Raw genomic sequence first — 22,353 nt, 5'->3', positions numbered from 1 at the left:
AGAGATTTGAGGAACTTTCGTCACCCTATTTTTATGGGCTCTTCCATGGAATAATTCTCCTTATTTATACTTCTTTTTATCTATTAATCTAGCTAATAAATCTTTTCCTTTAATGAGCTTTGCACCTAAAGTAGGGAGGAATCCCGACTTTAGGGTCAGACTCCCGACTTTAAGGTCAAAACCGACTTTAGGTGCAAACCTCCTTTTTTAAATAACTTTAAATAGTTCTACAGAAAGGGGAATCACCATGAAAACTTCCATAATAATCTTAAGACTAACTATCACCTTCATAATGGCATTAATATTTGGTCTAGAAAGGCAGAGGTCCCATAAACCAATCGGATTTGGCACTTTCATTTTTGTATCTGCGGGCTCTTGTGCTTTAGCAATAATAGCAATGGATGTAGACTCTACTAATCCATTTCCTTTACTTGGAGCCATCGTAACAGGTATTGGATTCTTAGGTGCTGGTGCATTAATAAGAACTACCGATAAAATTTTTGGATTCACAACAGCAGCCAGTATTTGGTTATTTGCAATTTTAGGTCTCATTATTGGCCTTGGGCAGTATCGGATTGGGTTTAATCTCTATATGATAATCTGGGTGGTCATCCTATTTGACCAAATTCTTGCTAAAAAAGGGATAGGCTCCTACCAACAAAAAATAGTTGTGTGTACGAATAAAATAATTGACGAAAAAGAGATAATCGCAGTTTTAAAAGAAAACGGAGTGAAAAAATATAAGTTGATAACTTTAGAAATAAATAAGGAAAAGGGGGAGCTTTCCTCAACATTCTTAATAGAGGGACCAAAGGAACGTATCAAAAAAATCCATAAGACCCTGTTAAACGTCGAATGGTTTGAGTCTTGCCAGATTGGATCTTAACTATTTTTTATGAATGATCTGGTCACTCAAAAACCTTAATCAAAGAAAGGTTTAACGTTCCAAAAATATATTTTAAAATAGCCATTCCTTGGATGATTCTTCAGCCCTACTCACATAAAAAAAGATTTATATATAATATACAAACAATAACTTTACTTGATGATAGAGATATTTTTTTATGAAAACGGTGTACAAAAAGCTAAAATTTCAGATTTAAAAAATATCAAAAATAAACAATTATGGATCGATATTACGGATATTTCTGAAGAAGAGAAAGAGCTAATACAAAAAACATTTGAGCTTCATCCATTGACTGCTGAAGACCTTTTTAACTCAAATATTAGGGTGAAAGTTGAAGATTTTCCACATTATTTATTTTGCGTGTTCTATGGAATAGCAAGCCTAGAATCCATTGAAATGGTTGAATTGGATTATATAATAGGAGATAACTTTCTAATAACCAATCATAAAAAGGATATTGAATCCTATAATAAATTAAAAAATGATAAAGAGAGGTTAAGCGAACTATTCGAAAAAGGAAATGTTTTTCTTTTCCATAAGCTCTTGGATAATGAAGTTGATAATTATTTTCCCGCATTGGAAAAGATTGACGACTTAATTGAAACCATTGAAGAAGAGATAGCAAAAAAGCCAAAACCCGAATTGTTAAGCAGTACCCTCAAGTTAAAAAGGCAGATAGTAGAAATAAAAAAGATCACATTACCACAGAGGGAGAAAATATCATTTCTTGCTAAAAATGACTACAAGTTCATACCCCAAAATGCCATTCCTTATTTCAGAGACATTTACGATCATTCAATAAAAGTTTCAGATTCCATTGACAATTATAGGGAAGCTGTAGGCAATACTTTTGACGCATATATGTCAGCTGTTTCCAATAGCATGAATGAAGTAATGAAAGTATTGAGTATTATTGCTACAATTGCTTTGCCCTTAACCGTAATTTCAGGAATTTATGGAACTAATTTTACAAATCTGCCAGGTTCAAGTTTTATATACGGTTTTTGGATAATGATTTTTATTATGATTTTGTTGAGTGCATCTATGGTTCTTTACTTTAAAAAGAGAAAATGGTTTTGATTTAAAATTTAGGGAATCAATCATCTAAAATTACTTTATAAACTAAAAATTAGAAAAGAAACCTATCAAACAGGAAAACCTACTGAAAAATAAAAGAAGGATCATCCCTTCATCACACCCATTGGCACTAATTTGGCAACCGTCTTGCTTATGCCAGCTACTTCACAAACCCTAACGACCTCATTGATGTCTTTATATACGTCGGGCGCTTCTTCTGCTAAAATCTTCAAGCTGGCGGACCGTACGAATATGTTCCTGCTTTCCAAATTCGCCTTTATGTCTTCTCCCCTGAATTTTTTCACCGCACTATGTCTCGACATGATACGCCCTGCTCCATGGCAGACGGAAGAAAAGGTCTCCTTTTCAGCCAGTTTTGTCCCTACTAAAACGTAGCTAGCAGAGCCCATGTCTCCTGGAACCAGCACGGGCTGGCCCACATCGCGATAATCCTTTGGTATGTCTGCTGCACCAGGACCTAGACACCGAGTTGCCCCCTTCCTGTGCACGACGACTTCGGTCTGCTCGCCATCTATCACATGTTTCTCTAATTTACCGATGTTATGTGCGACGTCGTATATGATGTTAAGATCAAGCTCGTCCGGTGATATGCCCAGAACCTTAGCTATGCCTTCCCTCACCCAGTGAGTTATCATCTGTCGATTACACCAGGCAAAATTCGCTGCACAACTCATAGCTGCAAAATAATCATCAAATTCATTGGTTCCAGCAGGGGCATACACCAATTCGCGATCAGGTAGCTTTGATATTTCATTTCTAAACTTCATCTCCAATATCCGAAGATAATCGGTGCAAACTTGATGTCCAAAACCCCTGGATCCAGTATGAATCATCACACAAACCTGATCTTCGTGAGAGATGCCAAAGGCCTTTGCAATATCCGGCTGGTATATTTTATCCACCCTCTGGACCTCCAAAAAATGATTTCCCGCTCCCAAGGAGCCAAGCTGGGGCTCACCCCTTTGAATAGCCTTGGATGATGCCTTCTCTGATTTAGCTGAGTCCATACAACCCTTTTCTTCCAAATGCTCTAGGTCCCTCTCAGTCCCATAGCCCTCTTCCACTGCCCACCCAGCGCCCATCTCAATCGCTTCGCAAATCTCTCGCGTCGAAAATTTGACCTTTCCACCCTTGCCAACGCCTGAGGGCACATTATTGAATATCTCCGCTATTAAAGACTTCATCACCGGTTTCAATGCATCAGATGTTAAATCTGTTCTTAGCAGGCGAACGCCACAGTTGATGTCAAAGCCAATTCCACCTGGAGAAAGGCCCCCGCTTTGGGCATCCAAGGCGGCAACACCTCCTATGGGGAAACCATAACCGAAATGCATATCCGGCAGTGCAATAGAATGCTTGTATATTCCCGGTAGGCAGGCAACATTTGCAGCCTGCACTACTGCACCCTCCTCGACATGCGCTAACAATTTATCTGATAAGAAAATCCATGCTGGTACATTCATTCCTTTAACGGTGCCCTGAGGCAATTCCCACAGACAATCTCCAAGCTTTTCCAAATTCTCTTTCAAGCTAATCGCCTTTGTTTCAACTATACTCCTAAAGCAGTCAATCTTTATTTATGTTTAGGTCAAGAGATATAAACTAATGCCCAAGATGTCAGATGAGACGGATCAACTGGATAAAGGTCTAATGGGATTGGTGGACGACGTTCTTGAGCGTAGCAGTTGGTTGCTGAAGGAAAACTCAAACACCAGGATCAGCCCATCCCTGATAGACTTGTATGTGACCTCGCAAGTGAAAAAAGCATATGCATTGAAGAGGCTTTATTCCAAGCAAGTTTCGCAAGCTCACAGGGGCGGCTATATCCATATCCACGATCTGCATAGTCCTCTTGTTCCATACTGTGCCGGGCACGATGCCCGCATATTCCTGCTAGATGGACTACGATTCCCAGACGCTAGGAGTCATCCAGCCAAAAAATTTGATACAGCCGTATACCACACCATGGCGTACCTGTTTCATTCTCAGCAGTTTTTTGCAGGAGCCCAAGCCATAGATATCTTCAATTGGTTGCTTGCACCCCACCTTTCCCATGATCATCTGGATTACAAGCAGGTGAAGCAGACCTTACAAGGCTTCATATTTCAGATGAACCAGTCTAACCGCATTGGATCCCAAAGTGCTTTTACAAATCTTGGGCTTCGCGTCAGATGTCCACCCTACCTTGAGTGGGAGAAGGCAATATGGGCTGGTCATAGGTTGGAGGATACGTATGCAGACTTTGAGGACGAGGCACGCATGATATACCAAGCAATAATGGAAGTGCTTAGCGAGGGAGACGCAGATGGCGCTCCCTTTACCTTCCCATTAGTGACCACAGCTATCACCTCAGACCTGGATAGAAATGATCCGCTATGGACAGCTACGATGAAGGCCACAGCCAGCACAGGTGCACCCTATTTTTTAAACCTAACAACAGATTATCTTAAAGAAAATTTTGTTCAGGCCATGTGTTGCAGGCTTCTCGTCACTCACTCCGGAGGCGTATGGTCGGCAGGAGGGATGGGTACGGGCTCAAACAAGGTGATCACATTGAATCTTCCGCGAATTGCCCTCGAAAGCAAGGATGAGTCTGGTTTTTTTGAGTTACTAGAGGATAAAATGGAGATCGCTAGAGTGGGATTAATTCAGAGCAATAGGATCATAAAGAGGTCATTGGACGAGTGGCAGATCCTGCCGTGGCTGAAGATGGTGACTAAAGAAGGGCAGCCGTACTATGATTTTGAGCAAAGAAGACTGACATTTGGGATGGTCGGGCTGAATGAATGTCTGCTGAATCTGATCCATGAGCCCATCATATCAAAGGATGGCTACAAGTTTGGGCTGAGGATGATTAAACACATGCATGAGCAGATCAAAAACTATTCTGAAAAAGATGGCGTGACATATACCTTTGAGCAAACGCCTGCCGAATCGGCTGCGCATCGACTTGCTATGATCGATAGGTCCAAGTTTCCCAAGGCAAACGTCCAAGGGACTGGCGATGGAGCGTATTACACTAACAGCACACATGTCCCCTATTCTTCAGACGTCTCTCTAATTGACAAGGTATCCATAGAGGCGGAGTTTCACCCATATTTTACTGGTGGAACCATGTGCCATATTTGGATGGGTGAAAGTCATCCAGATCCAACTGGCCTAAATGAGATCGTCAAAAAATTATCAGAAACAAAGTTAGCTTATTTCTGTTTCTCGCCGGATTTCAGCGTGTGTGAGAATAACCACGTGTCCAGAGGCAAAAAAGAGCGTTGCCAAACATGTGGTGGGAGTATAGTGACACACATATCCAGAGTTACGGGATACTTCGGGCGCACAGCCCAGTGGAACCCCGGCAAGCAAGAGGAATATAGAAGTCGACATAGGTATTCGTTATGAGCCTTCCTCCTAAAGTGCCAAAATTGTCTGACTTTAGGAGCGAAGTCCTGCTCTTCATTTAATTTATATAGTAATCTCTCTATTCTCTATTAGAATAGAAAAATCTGCATTAAAAAGAAAAACTAAAAAGGTTAAACATGCCTGATGAAGAGACCTCTTACGAAGTTTTGGCTAAAAATAGAGCGATTAAGATTACTTTTGGCAATATTAAAATGTTGGCTGTAAATCTTCCTGGTACGCAAGTTTTAGGACTTGATGCAATTTTAAAAACAATTCCTGTTGAACTTGAAATTGCAGGAAAAAAAGGCATAGAAAACAATTGGATAGTTCTTATGAAAGATTCTAAAGGCATAACTAAACCATATGATGTTTGGGCGAAAGACGTTGCGACGGTTATTTCTGAGGCAAGTGAAAATGATGTTTCGAATTTAAGTATTGCAGTATCGCCCCCAGATTATGAAACGCTAATGGTTGATAGTGAAGCAGATTTAAAAAAAGCGTACGCTGATAATTGGTCTGAGCCATATCAATATAAGAATGGCAAATGGATTCTTAGAAGGCTTAAGTAAGATTGACTTAACGATTTAACGGTACCATCAATTTAGACTTTATATGCAAGATGGATTTTATATGCAAAGCTTTCGTTATGAAAACCTTTAAATAAAAGACAGCATTATATACTCGGAAATGCATGGATGACAGCAATGCAGTGCTATCTGTCAATACTGATACCCTCCTCTCTGACATCTGAGAGTAGGGATCCACGAATCAAGATATACAAGGTAGGACAAATCGCAAGATCGGCCTCGATATTCCGGGTGGGCAAGATCATAATCTACAAAGATCCGGAGTACGACGACAGCAAATTCATCGACCTGGTGCTTAGGTATGCAGAAACACCACAGTACATGCGTAAGCAGTTGTTTCCGTTGAGCGAGGAGCTAAGATATGTGGGTGTCATCCCACCACTGCGAACTCCACACCATCCATTGCTAACTCCTAAGACAGGAGAATTTCGAGAAGGAATCGTAACCAAAGTTGGACCTGGCGAAAACGCTTGGGTTGATATCGGGATAAAAAGCCCAGTCCCTTTAAGCACAGATAAAATCTTGCAGAAGGGGGAGCGTGTAACCGTCAAAATATTTTCGCGAAGGCCATTGCAGGTTAAATTAGCAGATAAGGATCAAATCCCACTATATTGGGGGTATCAAACCCACATCTCAGGGACATTAGGTGAAACGCTGAAAGCACAGTCCAAGGTTATTGCGACGTCCAAATGTGGCGAAGTCGTGGACGTAAAAATGCTGTCCAAGCTGAGAGAGGCGATGAAAGGGGAAATCTCGATTGCGTTTGGCTCCCCAAATAGAGGACTTGATACCATCCTGGAGGAAGAGGGCTTACTCCTATCTGATCTCGCTGACCACATAATAAACACGATCCCAAATCAAGGGACCGATACTGTCAGAACAGAAGAGGCAATATTAGCAACTCTTGCAATATTAAATATTATCAGGAGGTAAAATGTCAAAAAGACACCGTCCGAGAAGAGGGTCTTTAGCGTTCAGCCCAAGAAAGCGGGCAAGGTCAGCTGTGGCTAGATTTAGATCTTGGTCAAAAGTAGACGGAGAGCCAAAAATACAAGGTTTTGCTGGCTATAAGGCAGGAATGACCCATGTGCTAATGGTAGATGATAGAGCGAATAGCTCGACAGAGGGCATGGAGATATCAATCCCAGTCACAATCCTTGAAACGCCTTCCATGAAGATAGCAGCGATCAGGGCTTACAATCACACGCCTTATGGCACGAAGTCCATAACAGAGGTATGGGCAAATGAACTTGACCCTGATTTCAGCAGGTCTTCACCAACACCAAAAAATTATGACACCGTTACGGCGTTGAAGAAGATGGAGGAGTTAATCCCCCAAGGCATCGTAGATGACATTTTTGTACTGACTTACACGCTTCCTGCCAAGATAACCAGCATACCAAAGAAAAAGCCAGATGTAATGGAAACCAGAATCGGTGGAGGAGATATTTCCGCTAGGTTTGAGTATGCGAAGAAAATTCTCGGGAAGGAAATAAATATATCAGATGTCTTCAAGGACGGTGAGTTGGTCGACGTTGCTGCTATCACAAAAGGAAAGGGGACACAAGGTCCTGTAAAAAGATGGGGAGTTCAAGTTCAAAAACGCAAGCATTCTAGGACTGGTAAAAAAAGACATATTGGTACTCTTGGACCATGGCACCCAGCTAGAATAAGATGGCAGGTGCCTCAGTTAGGGCAGACGGGTTATCATCAGCGCACCGAGTTCAATAAACAAATTCTGAGAATAGGTTCTGATTCGGAAGATGTAAATCCTAAAGGTGGGTTTTTAAACTACGGCATAGTGGGTAACCGATTCGTAATGCTCAAAGGAACTATTCCAGGGCCAGCAAAGCGTTTAATTCGCATGCGTCCTGCAATCAGACCGCCTGCGGTGCCTAGGGGCGCTCCAGAAATCAGTTATGTGAGCAGGGAATCTAAGCAGGGATGATACAATGAAAGCACAAGTCATAGACATAACAGGAAATGTCAAAGGCAAGATAGAACTGCCAAAAATCTTTGATGAGGCGTATAGGCCCGATCTCATCAAAAGGGCGGTCATTGCAGCACAGGCCAACCGGTTGCAGCCTTATGGCCCTGACATATATGCCGGCATGAGGACATCGGCTGAGGGATGGGGCGTTGGCAGAGGCGTCGCCAGGGCACCAAGAATCAAGGATGGCAATAGAGTTGCCATAGTTCCTTTCGCTGTGGGCGGAAGAAGAGCTCACCCCCCTAAGGTTCAGAAGAATCTTTCTGAAAAGATAAACAAAAAAGAGCGAAGAAAAGCCATCAGGTCTGCGATAGCTGCTACTGCTAACCCCCATGTAGTCAAGAGTAGGGGGCACAAGTTTGATTCTGAACTGCCGATAGTCATCGAGGATTCTCTGGAGGGGTTGACCAAAGCGTCTGAGATGAAAGAATTTTTACAAACCATTAATCTGTGGGAGGATGTTCTTAGGGCAAAAAATAAAAAGATTAGAGCGGGCAAAGGCAAGATGAGGGGCAGAAAGTATAAACGAAAGAAGAGCATCCTAATTGTAATTTCGGAGGACAAGGGCATAGTTCGAGCAGCGCGCAATCTACCTGGCATGGATGCTGTCCCTGTAAATGCATTAAACGCGGAATTACTTGCGCCTGGTGCGCATGCAGGTCGCCTGACGATCTGGACTGAGTCCTCCCTATCAAAGCTAGAAGAGGTGTTTAGATGATCAGACACCCCTATGTAACTGAAAAAGCATCCTTAGGAATTGATGCTGGGAACAAGCTTCAATTTATAATAGATATGAGGTCAACGAAAGATCAAATCAGAAAGGAGATCGAGGAAAAATATGGGGTAACAGTGATAGATGTTAAAACGATGATTACTAAAAAAGGGAAAAAGGCCATTGTCACTCTATCGCCGGATGATTCTGCGGAAGAAATTGCAACGAGGTTGGGGGTCTTTTAAAGGTGAAAAAACATGGGGAAGCAAGTAATATCTCAGAATAGGGGGAAAGGGACTCCCACATATAGGGCTCCGTCTCACAAATACAAGGCAGACCTCCAGCATGTAAAAACAGATGAAGGAGAAACTGTGAAGGGCACAATTGTTGGCATAGAGCATGACCCTGCTAGGAGCGCCCCCATAGCTAGAGTCAGGCTCGATAATGATACGGAGCGATTCCTCCTCATACCCGAGGGTGTGGCTGTAGGCGATGACATTGCATGTGGTATATCCGCAGAGATAAAACAAGGCAACACATTGCCTCTGGCAGAAATTCCTGAGGGGGTTCCGATATGTAATATAGAGAGTCAACCAGGAAATGGTGGCTCTTTCGCAAGATCATCAGGAGTATATGGCATTCTGGTGGCCCATGATGTCCATCAGACAGTCGTGCAATTACCAAGTGGAGAAATAAAGTGGCTAAATCCAAGATGTAAGGCAACTATCGGCGTCGTCGCCGGCGGTGGAAGAGTCGATAAGCCGTTCGTCAAAGCGGGCAAAAAGTACCATAAAATGAAGGCACGGGCGGGAAAGTATCCACGAGTAAGGGGTGTTGCAATGAACGTTATTGACCACCCGTTTGGGGGAGGGGGGAGCCAACATCCAGGAAGGCCAAAGACTGTGGGCAGGGGGGCCCCACCAGGGATGAAAGTAGGGTCTATCGCAGCTAGGAGAACAGGAAAACGATAGGGGGATTATGATAGCATGGCCAAGGATAAGGAAGCAAGAATACCGAGAAGAAAAGAAGAATTCAAATATCGCGGTTATGGAATTGATGAATTAAAAAAGATGAATTTGGAGCAGATAGCTGAGTTGCTCCCAGCAAGACAGCGACGTGTCCTCAAGAGAGGTCTCCCAGAAACCCATAAGAAATTATTGCAGCGAATCCAGAAAGGAAAAGTGATAAGAACCCATTTAAGAGACATGATCATATTGCCAGAGATGGTCGGTTTACCCTTTGAGATACACGATGGTAAAAACTTCAATCGTGTGGAGATTTTACCAGAGATGATTGGGCATTATCTGGGAGAGTTCGCCCTAACACGTAAGAAGGTTACGCATGGAAGCGCTGGCATCGGTGCGACAAGGTCCAGTAGATATGTGCCGCTGAAGTGATTAAATGGCAAAAATAAATTATTCCCTAGGTATAAAGTCGGATACGACGGCAAAGGCCATGTGTTACGAGGTTAAAATCTCGCCAAAACATGCGAGGGAGATTTGCCGCGAGCTAAAGGCTATGCGTATCTCCCAAGCGAGGGAATATCTAGAGGATGTAATTGCATTAAAGAGGCCCGTTCCGTTCAAGCGGCATAATAGAAACGTAGGCCATAGAAGGGGATTACATAAATGGGATGCAGGACGGTATCCCCAAAAAGCCGCCTTTGAAATCCTAAGACTCGTCAAGAATGCTCAGAGCAATGCCGAATACAAAGGTCTTGATCCGGAACACATGCAAATCCTGCACATATCTGCCAAAAGAGGGCGAGTCATCGAGGGTTTTTTTCCACGGGCGATGGGTCGGACTACGCCAAAGCATGGTGAAACTGTGAATATCGAAATAATCTTAGAAGAGGTGCACTAATGGCTATTGAAAAGAAGTTCGTTCAAGAGGGTTTAAAAAAAGCCATGATGAACGAATGTTTCACGAAAAGACTGACCAGATCTAGTTATGGTGGAATGAACATAATCAGGACTCCGATGGGGACACAGATCACCATCTATGCCGAAAAGCCGGGAATGATCATCGGAAGATCGGGGAAAACCATACGCAAGCTTACGGAGGACCTAAATACCCAGTTCAATTTGGACAACCCACAAATCGATGTACAAGAGGTTGAAAAGCCAGAGTTAAATGCACAAATGATGGCAACAGGTCTTGCTAGTGCATTAGAAAGAGGATGGTATTTCCGAAAAGCAGGTAGAGCCACGTTGCAAAGAATCATGAATGCAGGTGCACTGGGATGCGAGATTAGAATAACTGGAAAACTCACCGGCCCTAGAAAAAGAGTGGAAAAATTTCTGGCAGGATACATAAAGCACGCTGGAGAGTCAGTTGAACAGATAGTTGATGAGGGCTATGCGATTGCAATAAAGAAACTTGGCGTTATCGGGATCAAGGTTAGGATAGTACCCCCCGGCGTAGAGTTGCCAGATGACTTCAACGTGATCGATAGGGAGAAGACCATAGAAGAGGCTCCAAAAAAGATGGACAAGGATACAGAAGGAGTTGAAAAGCTCGCCAAAGTCACAGATATGCCTGAGAAGGAGAGTTCAGAAGTAAAAGAGTCAGAAGGTGAAAATAAAGGAGTTAAAGAAGAGCATAAAAAGCCTAAAACAAAACCCCAAAAAAAGGCATCTAAAAAATCCAAAGTCAAAGGTGACAAGTGATGGCGATATTAAGGCCTGATGAGATCAGAGAAATGACACCCGAAGAAAAAAGAGAGCAGTTGGTTAAGCTTACGGACGAGCTCATTCGAGAGAGAGCCATCGCCTCTGCAGGTGGAGCGCCAGATAATCCCGGCAGAATTCGAGAGATAAGGCGCACAATAGCCAGAATTAAGACTATACAACGAGAGCAGGAGGAAGCATAAATGGACATTTCTCCAAATAACCTAATCTTTCATGAGTTGATCGGACTTTTCGCAGAAGTCAGCGCCAGCACGAACTCCAGCCTAGTGGGGATAAAGGGGAAAGTCGTGGATGAGACGAGAAACCTTCTTGTGATAGAAAATAAAAAAATCCCGAAGTCATGCTCGACATTCGTCTTTTCTATTCCGAATAACAAGGTCAAAGTCGATGGTAAACTCCTAGTTTCAAGGCCAGAAGATAGAATAAAAAGAAGATTAAGAGGGGGCAAACGATGGTAAGAGATATTGGACTGAATGTAACCATACCCGAAAAAGAATGTGATGATCCGAATTGCCCATTCCATGGCATTCTTCCCGTTAGAGGGCAACTTTTAGAGGGGAGAGTGGTCAGTTCTAAGATAAAAAAGACGGCCGTTGTACAGCGAGAATATACCAGAAAATCTTCGAAATACTTGCGACAAGAGAGTAGGCGGTCAAAGATCAATGCACATAACCCCCCTTGCATAGCTGCTAAGGAGGGCGATGTGGTGAAGATAGCTGAGTGTCGCCCATTGAGCAAGACAAAGAGCTTTGTGATAATTCAGGTGATGTAATATGAAGGCAATGAAAGCTAGTATCCCCCGCTCCATTCAAACCGGAACTTCACTAAAGTGTGTTGACAACACAGGTGCAAAGGTTCTCCAAGTCATCTCAGTCATTGGTTATAGAGGCGTCAAGAGACGATATCCAAAGGCTGGTCTCGGAGAAATGGTCGTCGTTTCAGTTAAGAAGGGCACTCCTGAGCTGAGAAAACAAATACTTCGTGCAGTGATCGTCAGGCAGAAGAAGGAATTTAGACGTCCAAATGGCCTGAGAGTTAAATTCGATGAAAATGCGGCCGTGCTTACAGACGAAAAAGGGGAGCTAAAAGGCACAGATATTAAAGGGCCTGTAGCCAAAGAGGTAGCCGAACGCTTCTCGAAGATTGCATCAACTGCAACTATGATAATATGATAGGATATGGTGTATCAAAATGCTCAAATCTAAACAGCCAAGGAAGCAACGCCGCGAAAGGATGAGTGCACCTTTACACCAGCGACAAAAATTCTTAAGAGCACCACTTGATGAGGAGGAAAGGAAAAAATACTCCAAACGTAACGCAAGAGTTATAAAAGGCGATGTCGTGAGAGTGGTGCGAGGGGACCATGCTGGCACAGAGGGCAAAGTCCAGAACGTGGACCTAAAGCGCGGCATTGTAACCATCGATGGCGTTACTCTAAAAAAAGCAGATGGATCCGAGATCGCAAAACCGATCTACCCCTCCAAGGTCGTTATTACGAAATTAAACCTGAAAGATGAGCTCCGAAAGGACCTCCTTAAGAGGTGAACAAATGCATCAAAAAAGATTACCAGCACCTACTTCCTGGCCAATAACCAGAAAAACACACGTATGGGTTACTAGACCGAGTTCTGGTCCTCACTCAAAGGAACAATGCATTCCTTTGATCATAGCATTGAGAGATATGTTGGGGCTTGGTCAAAATACCAGAGAGATCAAACATATCTTAAATGAGGGAGGGATCCTTGTCGATGGTGTGATTAGAAAGGATCGTCGGTTTCCAATAGGCATCTTCAGCATAGTCTCCATCCCATCTATAAAGAAATATTACAGGGTATTACTTGATCCTAAAAGACGCTTCATTCTCCACCCAATTAAACGTTCAGACATCAAACTATGCAAGATTAAAAACAAAACAACTGTAAAAGGAGGGGCAGTTCAACTTAACCTGCATGATGGCTCAAATATTATCGCTTCAAACGACTATAAGACTGGTGACTCTATCCTGCTAAAAGTGCCTCAGCGGGAAATAACAAAACATCTTGAGTGTAAACCGGGAAATCTTGTCATGGTTATCGGCGGCAAACATTCGGGAGAGATTGGCTCCATCAAAGAGAGAAAAGAAGTTAGGAGCTCCAAACCAAATATGGTGACCGTTAAAGGCGAAAAAGAATTTGAGGTTGTAGAAGATTATGTTTTCGTCGTCGGTATCGACAAGCCAGAGATCGACTTAGAGGTGGTTAAATGAATCCCATGCGGTGCATAAAAATCGATAAAGTCACGGTCAATATGTGTTTAGGTGAGGGTGGTCAAAGATTGCTGAACGCCGAGAAAATAATGGAGGAGATAACTGGTCAAAAACCAGTTCGAACCACCGCAAGTAATGCAAAAACATTTGGGATAAAAAAGGGCGAGCCAATTGGTTGCAAGGTAACGCTCAGGAAGAAAAAGGCTGAAGATTTTTTGAAAAAGGCATTTGAGATAAAGGATAATAAAATTTACCTGCAACAGTTTGATGATATGGGTAACTTTTCATTTGGCATCGAGGAGCATACGGATTTTCCCGGTATGGAGTATGACCCTGATATCGGCATATTTGGTATGGATATCAACGTTGTTTTACAGCGACCAGGCTACAGGATAAGTAGAAGACGGATTCAAAGAAGAAAAATTCCAAGGAGCCATAGATTGACCAAAGAGGAAGTGATCACGTTTGTCAAGGAAGAGTTCGGTGTGGGGGTAATATGAAAAAATTCGGGCGCGGTGCAAATTCCTGTAAGAGGTGTGGCAGAAAACAGGGATTGGTCAGAAAATACAACATTTACCTATGTAGACAATGCTTCAGAGAGATTGCACCAGATATGGGGTTCAAAAAATATAGTTGAGGTAGTTATATGGCGTTAGATTCCCTTGCTAGTGCGTTATCAACGATCAAGAATGCTGAAAATATCGGAAAACAAGAGTGTGTACTGAAAGCGTCAAAGCTCATTGGCAGTGTGCTCAAGGTCATGCAAGACCAGGGATACATCAGAAGTTTTGAGTTCATCGATGATGAAGGATTATTTAAAGTACAATTACATGGCAAAATCAACAAATGTGGGGTTATAAAGCCGCGATTTTCTGTCCGAAAGACGGATTTCGAAAAATGGGAAAAACAATTCCTGCCTGCCAGAGACTTTGGTACCCTAATTCTTACGACTTCTGAAGGTGTAATCCCCCATTATAAAGCCAAGGAAAAAGGTATCGGTGGAGCACTGCTCGCATATGTGTGGTGATGTAGGATGACAGAGGAAAAAATTGACATTTCAATCCCAGACGACACAAAAATAAGCATTGAAGAGTGCAGGGTGAAGGTATCGGGTCCCAAGGGCGAGTTGCAACGCGAGTTTGTGTATCCTGGAGTTACGATCACAAAAAAGGATTCAAAAGTCGTCGTAGATACCACAGTTGTCGGCAGAGCCCAAAACGCAATTGTAGGTACATTTGTCTCGCACATCAAAAACATGATTATGGGTGTAACGAAGGGATTCGAATATAAATTAAAGATAGTATATGCCCACTTTCCAATCCAAGTTAAAGTCGAAGGAAACACGCTTTCAATTGGCAACTTTTTAGGTGAAAGAAAGCCAAGAAAAGCAAAGATTATCCCCAACGTGGAGGTACATGTCGACAATGATGAGATTTTTGTAAGAGGCATAGACAAGGAATTGGTGGCTCAAACTGCTGCGAACATAGAGCAGGCAACCCGCATCAAAAAGCGTGATTCCAGAGTCTTCCAAGACGGCATCTACATGGTGGGGTGGTCGCAATGGACGAAATGATAGGGGAGCTTCCCAAGATAAAAGGACTTGGCAAGGCTAAAGCTATGGCGCTCTATCAATCCGGATTTAAGTCCGTTGATGACATTCGAAGAGCTTCGATAGAGGATCTCACTGCTGTAAAAGGCATTAGCCTATCGCTGGCAGAGAGCATAAAAAGGGCAGTTGGAGCCAAAAAAAGTCTCTCAGACGAAAAAGAGCATCTCCTCAAGGTCAGAAAGCGACAGAAAGGTAAAAAACCATCTTTTAGACGCCACGACTCGCATAAGAAAAAGAAGATTGATGAAAGTTGGAGACGCCCCATAGGTATGCATAACAAGTTGCGTAAAAGAATTGCTGCAAAAGGTGCAATGGTCCAAATAGGGTATGGCAGTCCTAAAGAAGTGAGAGGATTACATCCATCTGGCTATGAAGAGGTCTTGGTGCATCGTCCAAAAGACGTTGAAAATATTAACGAAACAAACCAAGCGATTCGAATCGGTAGCAGTGTTGGGAAAAAGAAACGACTGGACATAGAGGAAAAAGCGGAAGAATTCGGCATCAAAGTGTTAAATCCGATTGCGAGGGAGTGAGATGGACCTGTCTAATCAAAGGAGAATGGCTGCTGATATTCTTGGTGTTGGCATTGGGAAAGTGTGGATGGATGCTGAAAAAGCGGAGGATATATCTACAGCGATCACGAGAGAGGATATTCGGAAACTGATCGCCACAGGAATCATTAAACGAAAACTTCAGAAGGGCATAAGCCGTGGCAGAACACGTACAAAAGATAAAAAGAGAGCATATGGACATCAAAAAGGACACGGCAGTCGTCGGGGTGCAAAGGGAGCCAGGATGCCGGGGAAAGAGAGATGGATGAACAAGATTAGGGCTCTTCGAAAGAGGCTTAAAACACTCAGAGAAGAGGGCACAATAGATGCAAGTATGTACAGAAAACTATATGGTAGGGCCACAAGTGGGGAGTTTCGGGATGTCTCTCACCTAGATGCCCATCTGAAAACCAAAAGGAGTTAGGCATGACAAAATTTAGGAGAAGAAAGGAAGGAAAGACGAATTTTAGGCAGAGGCTTAAATTGTTGTTATCACAAAAACCACGGGTTGTGGTGCGAAAGAGCCTAAAGCATATAGTCGTGCAACTAGTTTATCCAGGCGAGCAGGGGGATGTCACACGATTGTCTGTAATTTCCTCTGAGCTAAAAAAGTTTGGGCTTAATAGAACCGGAAACACATCTGCTGCATACTTAACTGGGTTGTTATTCGGCCTTAGAGCAAAAAAGATAGCAAAGGAGGCCGTGCTGGATATTGGACTACAGACGTCATCTCCGGGCTCAAAAATTTATGCTACGCTAAAGGGCATTACCGATGCAGGCATGAGCATCCCGCATGATCCGGTCATGTTTCCGCCTGAGGAACGAATCAAGAACATTACCGTATCCTTTGATGCTATCAAAGAAAAAATGCTGAGCACTCAAGGTGAGTAGATGTCTACAGAAATAGATGAGGAGATATGGATCCCTAAGACCCGTCTGGGAAGGTTAGTCCTAGAAGGTAAAATAAAGTCTATTAATGGAGCAATTGAATCGGGTCTTCCTATCAAGGAGCATCAGATAGTGGATGCCCTTCTGCCAGACTTAATGGATGAGGTCCTAGATGTTAACATGGTACAGCGAATGACCGATTCTGGGCGCAGAGTCAAATTCAGAGTGACCGTCGTCGTAGGTAATTGTGACGGCTATGTTGGACTTGGTCAGGGCAGGGATGTACAAGTTGGGTCTGCTATCCTCAAAGCGATCAACGCTGCCAAGCGAAATCTGATACAGATTCAGAGGGGCTGCGGTTCCTGGGAGTGCGGTTGTGGTATGCCACATACCGTCCCATTAGAGGTCAAAGGGAAGGTTGGTAGTGCTACCGTCGTGCTTAAACCAGCACCTAGAGGACTCGGAATTGCATCGGGAGAATCCATCAAGAAGGTATTGGAGTTGGCTGGTATCAAAGATGTTTGGACTTTTACTAGAGGGGAAACTAGAACCACGCTAAATTTTGCAAAAGCCACGTATGAAGCTTTAAAACAAACTACGACCATAAGGGGGCTTAAGTGATATGTATGCGGTGATCATGTTAAGGGGAAGCATCAATCTTAAACCAGACATAAAAGATACGCTGCACATGTTACATTTGAACAGGGTAAATCACTGCGTTTTCTTAGATGAAAATCCAAACAATGAAGGGATGATCCAAAAAGTGAAGGATTACGTTGCTTGGGGTAATGTCAGCAAAGAATCGTTTGCATTGATCTTACGGACGAGAGGCGAACTCATAGATGGAACTCCACTTACAGACAAGTATATAAAAGAAAACACGAGCTACAGCTCAATAAAAAGCTTGGCAAAAGCACTCTATGAAAGAGAGGTGTCACTAAGAGATGCTCTTCCCATGCTCACGCCAGTGTTTCGACTGCACCCCCCACGAGGGGGGCACAGGGGGATTAAAAAAAGTTTTCAGCAAGGAGGAGCGCTTGGATTTTATGGTGAGAAAATCAATGACCTCCTCAAACAAATGAGGTGAGACCTATGCGCGACAAAACAAAGAAATTTCGTGGTAAAAAAACATTTGGCATGGGGCATAACAGAAAAGGCTCTAAACCCAGAGTGTACAGAGAGCCCCCACATGGATTCAAACGCCCCCCTAAGGTTATTGAAGAAAAAAGGACCATTAACATAGGTGAACTCGACCAGATCTCGGATTATTTAATTGACGAGGGGATTGCAAAAGAAGAGCAGGGATTAATCTATGTAGATTTGGCAGATATGGGAGTGGCTAAAGTATTGGGCAGTGGCCAAGTAACGAAAAAATTCGTTCTTAATGCCAGCGAATTTTCTGAAACTGCGAAAGTTAAATTGGAGAAGACGGGTGGTAAGGTTTGGGCGAGATAGGCATTAAGGATCGCTTGGAACCATTTTTCAACAGGTTGCCTGCTGTAAAAAGACCTGTAGGTCACGTTCATCTCAAAAACAAGTTATTATGGACTCTTGGCATCCTCATACTGTATCTAGCGCTTTCAAATGTACCCCTATTCGGTCTACATCCAGATTCAAGGGACCTATTTGAGATGTATCGAACCATCATGGCCGGGGAATCAGGCTCACTGATACTGCTGGGGATAGGCCCGATAGTAACTGCTTCCATCATATTGCAACTTTTCGTCGGTGCAGATATAATCAAGCTGGACCTGTCTGATCCAAGAGATCAAGCGATATTCCAAGGCATGCAAAAGACGCTTGTGTTCGTCATGATCGCGCTAACAACACTCCCCCAGATAATGGCCGGCTACTTAATGCCGGATTTAGAGCTAGCAAGTAGGTTGGGCGTATCTCCGACAGTAATAACGACGATGATCTTTATTCAAGTATGCATTGGCGGCATTCTCATTCTATTCATGGATGAGACTGTGTCGAAATGGGGCATTGGCTCCGGAGTCGGCCTTTTTATCGTTGCTGGTGTAGCCGGCGCTTTGATACGTGGTGTTTTTCATTGGGCACCCGATCCATTCGTCATACATCCGTTCACCGGAGGGATGCTTCCAGTTGGATTGATACCAAGATGGTACGAGATATTCACTACGATGGGTTTTGAATGGGTGCTCACCGGAAATGGTTTAATCTTCTTGATGATGGGAGGTGGATTGCTGGCTTTGATTGGCACCATATCTATCTTTGCTATAGTCGTATATGCCGAAAGCACAAGAATTGAGATTCCACTTGCACACTCTGCCGTGCGTGGCGCAAGGGGCAAATTCCCTGTCAAATTGATCTACGCCTCCGTTCTGCCAATAATCCTGATCATGGCCCTTGTTGCCAACATACAGATGGTCGGCATGCTACTCTGGAATAGTGACCTATCAATCGTCGGGCATAACCCACTGATAGGGGCATACGATGGAAATACTGCCACCTTTGGGATCATGTATTATATTTCGTCAATACATAGCCCAACTGAGCTGATACCCAGCGTAGCAATGCACTCCCCCTGGCAGATCGCTCTCAGAATAGTCGTTTACCTGATCATCATGATTCTTGGATCCATCGTATTTGCATTATTCTGGATCGATACGGCTGGAATGGATCCCAGAAGTGTGGCAGAACAAATTCAAAGGTCTGGAATGCAAATTCCTGGATTCAGGCAAAATACTGCATCCATCGAAAGGGTGATGAACCGATATATACCCAAGGTAACCATAATTGGTGGCGCGTTCATCGGCGCATTGGCTGCATTGGCGAGCTTTACAGGCACTGTTGGACAAGCTGGTGGAACCGGTCTTTTGCTGACCGTCAGCATCGTATACGGAATGTATGAGCAGTTGGCATCCGAGCAGCTAATGGAAATGCATCCCATGCTGAGAGGATTTTTTGGTGAGAAATAGATGAACAAGTGGAAGGAATACTTGGATAAGTTTGCATTGATTGCAGGATTTGCCCTCATAATCGGGTTTACGAGTCAAGAATTCCGATATTCGCTAGGAGTCATGATGAACGATCTGTTGGGACCTTTGACAGCCTTACCAATCCATATCTTGATTTTACTATTGTCGGCAATAACGGGTTTATTCGTTTCAGTCATCCAGAAGTATACCATCAACTGGGAGACCACGAAGAAGGCTCAAGAGCAAATGAAAGTTTTCCAAAAGGAGTTTAGAGAAGCCCAGCTATCGGGGAATAAGAGCAAACTGAAGAAATTGGAGGGGCAAAGGGCTGAAATGATGCAAATGCAGTCCGAGATGATGAAGCAGCAATTCAAGCCGATGGCATATACAATGTTGGTCACACTGCCCATATTTGGCTGGCTGTATCATCTAATATTCGTATTACAGCCAGAGGCTACGATCATGTTGCCATTCTACGGTATCAAGATATTGGCAACTGACAAGGTCCTGCGATTTATGCCCGCATGGCTCTTCTGGTATTTTATCTGCTCCCTCTCGATAAGCCAAGTCATTCGAAAGTTATTGAACATAGGTGCATGAAATGATAATCACATTGGGTGGCTTGTCAGGAAGCGGAACCAGCACTGTCGGACGAATGCTTGCAGATATGCTACAATTCGACATCGTATCGGCTGGAGACATGTTTCGGAATATGGCTAAGGAGAGAGGGGTCTCATTATTGGAACTTGGCAAATTGGCAGAAGTCGATCCAAAAATAGATAAAATGATCGACGAAAGACAGGCGGAAATCGCTAAGAAAAAAGATAACGTCTTGATCGAAGGGCGTTTATCGGGATGGATGGTGGATGGTGACATAAAAATATGGCTTAAGGCCCCTGTAGAGTCACGATGCAGCCGAGTCGCATCTAGAGAAGGAATACCATTTGACCAAGCCCTACACGACGCAAAAGAACGAGATGAATGTGATGCAAAACGACACAGGGAGCTCTACCAAATCGATATCAATGACCTGACTCATTATGACTTAGTAGTCGACTCATCCAAGTGGGACAAGGACGGAGTAGCGAAGATTCTTTATGCTTCGATAAAAGCTTTAGGCGATAAAAAATGAATACGCAGAGAGAGATGCTCGTTAGAGCAGAGGACACAACAAATCCAAATTATGGTTGCGATCCAAGAAGACGTGATATGAAGGATCACATCAATAAAGGCTTGATAAACATAGACAAACCGCCTGGCCCAACTTCTCATGAGGTAGTTGCATGGACCAAGAGAATTTTAAATTTAAACAAAGCAGGTCATAGTGGGACGTTGGATCCAAGGGTGACTGGTGTGCTTCCTGTTATGCTCAACGATGCCACCAAGGTTGTTGGTGCCCTACTAACGGCGGGCAAAGAATATATAGGTGTAATGAGACTTCACAGAAACGTTTCAGCAGAGAACTTAACAAGAGTTTTCAGCCAGTTCGTTGGATCGATATATCAACGACCCCCATTAAAGTCTGCTGTAAAGCGACGTATTCGCAAGAGAGATATATACTATCTGGAAATAAAAGAGATGGACGGAAAGGATGTGCTATTCAAAGTGGGGTGTGAAGCCGGAACCTACATTCGTAAGCTTTGCCACGATATCGGCAAAGCGCTTGGAACCGGAGCACACATGTCAGAATTACGCAGGACCCAAGCAGGGCCATTTACAGAAGCAACGATCACGACATTGCATGATCTCAAGGATGCATACGTCTTTTGGGAGGAAGAGGGCATAGAATCCACCCTCAGAAAGGTAATTCTTCCAATGGAAGATGCATTAGATTTCCTGCCAAAAGTAGTCATCAGGGATTCTGCAGTAGACGCAATATGCCATGGTGCAGATCTTGCAGTACCTGGAGTACTATCCGCCCAAAAGGGTATCCATGCAGAAGATTGGGTGGCTGTGTTCACGTTAAAAGGTGAGGCGGTATGCCTCGGTACGGCTAAAATGGATTCACAGCAAACGTTATATGCTGAGAAAGGAGTTGTAGTTGACACCGATAGGGTCTTAATGGAACCCAACATATATCCCAAAGGATGGTAAATAAAGACAATGTGGATTTCACGGGGCTTTAGACCCTTGTGCCGGGGTGGCTGAGCGGCCTAAAGCGCAAGCCTGGAGAGCTTGTGTTCCTCTGGAACGCAAGGGTTCAAATCCCTTCCCTGGCGTGCCTGCTTCGTCTGAGCTGGGTGATAACATGGATAAGCAAAAAACGACAGATGAAAAAATCAAGCACATAGTTAGAATCGCTAGCACCGATCTAGAAGGTAATAAGAGCGTGCACTATGCTCTTACCGGCATAAGAGGTATCGGCAGGAGGACAGCAAGTATAACTGCTCGGAACGCTGGATTGGATCTAAAGTCCACTATGGGTTATTTGTCCGATGAAGAGATTGAACGATTGAAAAAGGCGGTTATGAACTTCGACAAAAGTGCCCCTAGTTGGATGGTCAATAGGCAGAAAGACCCAATACTTGGCACTGAACGACACATTATTGGTCCTGATGTCATGCTGACGTTACGAGAGGACCTCAGCAGAATGAAGAAAACGCGTAGTTACAAGGGCATTAGGCACGAGAGAGGTCACAAAGTCAGAGGTCAAAGAACTAAGTCAACCGGGCGAAAGGGAGCTACAGTAGGAGTTGTAAAAAAGAAGATACTGGCGGCAAAAGGAGAGAATAAGTGAT

Annotated in this window: 34 protein-coding genes and 1 tRNA gene; 34 read left to right on the top strand and 1 reads right to left on the bottom strand. The window is 43.6% G+C overall.

Translation table 11 applies throughout. The annotated features are described in order from the left end of the window. Nucleotides 1–247 precede the first annotated feature (247 nt). Nucleotides 248–886, top strand: coding sequence for an MgtC/SapB family protein (locus tag PHI74_01165; protein MDD5484628.1), 639 nt, complete (start codon nucleotides 248–250; stop codon nucleotides 884–886). A 159-nt stretch (nucleotides 887–1,045) separates the two neighbouring features. Then, complete coding sequence (corA, locus tag PHI74_01160; GenBank protein MDD5484627.1) at nucleotides 1,046–1,987, top strand: magnesium/cobalt transporter CorA; 942 nt, start codon at nucleotides 1,046–1,048, stop codon at nucleotides 1,985–1,987. Between the two features lie 101 nt (nucleotides 1,988–2,088). Here corA and PHI74_01155 read toward each other — a convergent pair whose 3' ends face one another. Further along, nucleotides 2,089–3,534 carry an RtcB family protein gene (locus tag PHI74_01155; protein MDD5484626.1) on the bottom strand — a complete coding sequence of 482 codons (1,446 nt, stop codon included), beginning with the start codon at nucleotides 3,532–3,534 and terminating at the stop codon, nucleotides 2,089–2,091. A 76-nt stretch (nucleotides 3,535–3,610) separates the two neighbouring features. Here PHI74_01155 and nrdD point away from each other — a divergent pair, with 76 nt between their 5' ends. From nrdD to PHI74_00995, 32 genes are all read left to right on the top strand, one after another. Then, nucleotides 3,611–5,401, top strand: a complete 1,791-nt coding sequence (gene nrdD / locus PHI74_01150; GenBank protein ID MDD5484625.1) for an anaerobic ribonucleoside-triphosphate reductase — start codon at nucleotides 3,611–3,613, stop codon at nucleotides 5,399–5,401. Between the two features lie 137 nt (nucleotides 5,402–5,538). Next, nucleotides 5,539–5,970, top strand: coding sequence for a hypothetical protein (locus tag PHI74_01145; GenBank protein MDD5484624.1), 432 nt, complete (start codon nucleotides 5,539–5,541; stop codon nucleotides 5,968–5,970). 126 nt (nucleotides 5,971–6,096) lie between these two features. After that, complete coding sequence (locus PHI74_01140) at nucleotides 6,097–6,921, top strand: putative RNA uridine N3 methyltransferase (protein ID MDD5484623.1); 825 nt, start codon at nucleotides 6,097–6,099, stop codon at nucleotides 6,919–6,921. Between the two features lies 1 nt (nucleotide 6,922). Beyond that, on the top strand, nucleotides 6,923–7,936 hold the full coding sequence (locus tag PHI74_01135) for a 50S ribosomal protein L3 (protein MDD5484622.1): 1,014 nt from the start codon (nucleotides 6,923–6,925) through the stop codon (nucleotides 7,934–7,936). Between the two features lie 4 nt (nucleotides 7,937–7,940). Next, nucleotides 7,941–8,696, top strand: a complete 756-nt coding sequence (gene rpl4p, locus PHI74_01130) for a 50S ribosomal protein L4 (protein MDD5484621.1) — start codon at nucleotides 7,941–7,943, stop codon at nucleotides 8,694–8,696. Further along, nucleotides 8,693–8,935 carry a 50S ribosomal protein L23 gene (locus PHI74_01125; GenBank protein ID MDD5484620.1) on the top strand — a complete coding sequence of 81 codons (243 nt, stop codon included), beginning with the start codon at nucleotides 8,693–8,695 and terminating at the stop codon, nucleotides 8,933–8,935. Before rpl4p ends, PHI74_01125 begins: the two co-directional genes overlap by 4 nt. 12 nt (nucleotides 8,936–8,947) lie before the next feature. After that, nucleotides 8,948–9,661: a 50S ribosomal protein L2 gene (locus tag PHI74_01120; protein ID MDD5484619.1), complete on the top strand. Its 714-nt coding sequence runs from the start codon at nucleotides 8,948–8,950 to the stop codon at nucleotides 9,659–9,661. A gap of 15 nt (nucleotides 9,662–9,676) precedes the next feature. Next, entirely contained in the window at nucleotides 9,677–10,087 is a 411-nt protein-coding gene (locus PHI74_01115; GenBank protein MDD5484618.1) for a 30S ribosomal protein S19, read from the top strand. 4 nt (nucleotides 10,088–10,091) lie between these two features. Then, nucleotides 10,092–10,553 carry a 50S ribosomal protein L22 gene (locus PHI74_01110; protein MDD5484617.1) on the top strand — a complete coding sequence of 154 codons (462 nt, stop codon included), beginning with the start codon at nucleotides 10,092–10,094 and terminating at the stop codon, nucleotides 10,551–10,553. Then, entirely contained in the window at nucleotides 10,553–11,359 is an 807-nt protein-coding gene (locus PHI74_01105) for a 30S ribosomal protein S3 (GenBank protein ID MDD5484616.1), read from the top strand. Before PHI74_01110 ends, PHI74_01105 begins: the two co-directional genes overlap by 1 nt. After that, nucleotides 11,359–11,562: a 50S ribosomal protein L29 gene (gene rpmC, locus PHI74_01100; protein MDD5484615.1), complete on the top strand. Its 204-nt coding sequence runs from the start codon at nucleotides 11,359–11,361 to the stop codon at nucleotides 11,560–11,562. The genes PHI74_01105 and rpmC overlap by 1 nt, the downstream gene beginning before the upstream one ends. Beyond that, complete coding sequence (locus PHI74_01095; GenBank protein ID MDD5484614.1) at nucleotides 11,563–11,838, top strand: ribonuclease P protein component 1; 276 nt, start codon at nucleotides 11,563–11,565, stop codon at nucleotides 11,836–11,838. It abuts the gene before it with no gap. Next, entirely contained in the window at nucleotides 11,832–12,152 is a 321-nt protein-coding gene (locus tag PHI74_01090; GenBank protein ID MDD5484613.1) for a 30S ribosomal protein S17, read from the top strand. The genes PHI74_01095 and PHI74_01090 overlap by 7 nt, the downstream gene beginning before the upstream one ends. A gap of 1 nt (nucleotide 12,153) precedes the next feature. Next, entirely contained in the window at nucleotides 12,154–12,552 is a 399-nt protein-coding gene (locus PHI74_01085; GenBank protein ID MDD5484612.1) for a 50S ribosomal protein L14, read from the top strand. 19 nt (nucleotides 12,553–12,571) lie between these two features. Beyond that, nucleotides 12,572–12,925 (top strand): 50S ribosomal protein L24, encoded by a 354-nt coding sequence (rplX, locus tag PHI74_01080; GenBank protein MDD5484611.1) that lies wholly within the window; start codon nucleotides 12,572–12,574, stop codon nucleotides 12,923–12,925. A 4-nt stretch (nucleotides 12,926–12,929) separates the two neighbouring features. Next, nucleotides 12,930–13,625, top strand: a complete 696-nt coding sequence (locus PHI74_01075; GenBank protein ID MDD5484610.1) for a 30S ribosomal protein S4e — start codon at nucleotides 12,930–12,932, stop codon at nucleotides 13,623–13,625. Further along, the gene (locus PHI74_01070; GenBank protein MDD5484609.1) at nucleotides 13,622–14,125 is read left to right on the top strand and encodes a 50S ribosomal protein L5; all 504 of its coding nucleotides are present in this window, start codon (nucleotides 13,622–13,624) and stop codon (nucleotides 14,123–14,125) included. Before PHI74_01075 ends, PHI74_01070 begins: the two co-directional genes overlap by 4 nt. Continuing rightward, a complete protein-coding gene (locus PHI74_01065; GenBank protein ID MDD5484608.1) occupies nucleotides 14,122–14,262 on the top strand; it encodes a 30S ribosomal protein S14 in 141 nt (46 codons plus the stop codon). Before PHI74_01070 ends, PHI74_01065 begins: the two co-directional genes overlap by 4 nt. Nucleotides 14,263–14,271: 9 nt before the next feature. Then, nucleotides 14,272–14,652, top strand: a complete 381-nt coding sequence (locus tag PHI74_01060; GenBank protein ID MDD5484607.1) for a 30S ribosomal protein S8 — start codon at nucleotides 14,272–14,274, stop codon at nucleotides 14,650–14,652. 6 nt (nucleotides 14,653–14,658) lie between these two features. Next, nucleotides 14,659–15,198, top strand: coding sequence for a 50S ribosomal protein L6 (locus PHI74_01055; protein MDD5484606.1), 540 nt, complete (start codon nucleotides 14,659–14,661; stop codon nucleotides 15,196–15,198). Then, nucleotides 15,186–15,767 (top strand): 50S ribosomal protein L32e, encoded by a 582-nt coding sequence (locus tag PHI74_01050; protein ID MDD5484605.1) that lies wholly within the window; start codon nucleotides 15,186–15,188, stop codon nucleotides 15,765–15,767. The genes PHI74_01055 and PHI74_01050 overlap by 13 nt, the downstream gene beginning before the upstream one ends. 1 nt (nucleotide 15,768) lies before the next feature. After that, nucleotides 15,769–16,209: a 50S ribosomal protein L19e gene (locus PHI74_01045; GenBank protein ID MDD5484604.1), complete on the top strand. Its 441-nt coding sequence runs from the start codon at nucleotides 15,769–15,771 to the stop codon at nucleotides 16,207–16,209. Between the two features lie 2 nt (nucleotides 16,210–16,211). Then, nucleotides 16,212–16,676, top strand: coding sequence for a 50S ribosomal protein L18 (locus PHI74_01040; GenBank protein MDD5484603.1), 465 nt, complete (start codon nucleotides 16,212–16,214; stop codon nucleotides 16,674–16,676). After that, nucleotides 16,677–17,294 (top strand): 30S ribosomal protein S5, encoded by a 618-nt coding sequence (locus tag PHI74_01035; GenBank protein MDD5484602.1) that lies wholly within the window; start codon nucleotides 16,677–16,679, stop codon nucleotides 17,292–17,294. 1 nt (nucleotide 17,295) lies between these two features. Further along, the gene (locus tag PHI74_01030) at nucleotides 17,296–17,760 is read left to right on the top strand and encodes a 50S ribosomal protein L30 (protein ID MDD5484601.1); all 465 of its coding nucleotides are present in this window, start codon (nucleotides 17,296–17,298) and stop codon (nucleotides 17,758–17,760) included. Between the two features lie 5 nt (nucleotides 17,761–17,765). Then, nucleotides 17,766–18,128 (top strand): uL15 family ribosomal protein, encoded by a 363-nt coding sequence (locus tag PHI74_01025; GenBank protein MDD5484600.1) that lies wholly within the window; start codon nucleotides 17,766–17,768, stop codon nucleotides 18,126–18,128. Continuing rightward, the gene (secY, locus tag PHI74_01020) at nucleotides 18,116–19,615 is read left to right on the top strand and encodes a preprotein translocase subunit SecY (protein MDD5484599.1); all 1,500 of its coding nucleotides are present in this window, start codon (nucleotides 18,116–18,118) and stop codon (nucleotides 19,613–19,615) included. The genes PHI74_01025 and secY overlap by 13 nt, the downstream gene beginning before the upstream one ends. Further along, the gene (locus PHI74_01015) at nucleotides 19,616–20,215 is read left to right on the top strand and encodes an EMC3/TMCO1 family protein (protein ID MDD5484598.1); all 600 of its coding nucleotides are present in this window, start codon (nucleotides 19,616–19,618) and stop codon (nucleotides 20,213–20,215) included. 1 nt (nucleotide 20,216) lies between these two features. Further along, a complete protein-coding gene (locus PHI74_01010) occupies nucleotides 20,217–20,747 on the top strand; it encodes an AAA family ATPase (protein ID MDD5484597.1) in 531 nt (176 codons plus the stop codon). After that, nucleotides 20,744–21,709, top strand: coding sequence for an RNA-guided pseudouridylation complex pseudouridine synthase subunit Cbf5 (locus PHI74_01005; GenBank protein MDD5484596.1), 966 nt, complete (start codon nucleotides 20,744–20,746; stop codon nucleotides 21,707–21,709). The genes PHI74_01010 and PHI74_01005 overlap by 4 nt, the downstream gene beginning before the upstream one ends. A gap of 40 nt (nucleotides 21,710–21,749) precedes the next feature. Then, nucleotides 21,750–21,834 (top strand) — tRNA-Ser (locus PHI74_01000). 29 nt (nucleotides 21,835–21,863) lie between these two features. Then, entirely contained in the window at nucleotides 21,864–22,352 is a 489-nt protein-coding gene (locus PHI74_00995) for a 30S ribosomal protein S13 (GenBank protein ID MDD5484595.1), read from the top strand. Nucleotide 22,353 lies beyond the last annotated feature (1 nt).

This window comes from Methanocellales archaeon, from assembly GCA_028715985.1.
Classification (GTDB): Archaea; Halobacteriota; UBA148; order UBA148; family UBA148; genus UBA148.
This window is presented reverse-complemented; position numbering and strand designations above follow the sequence as displayed.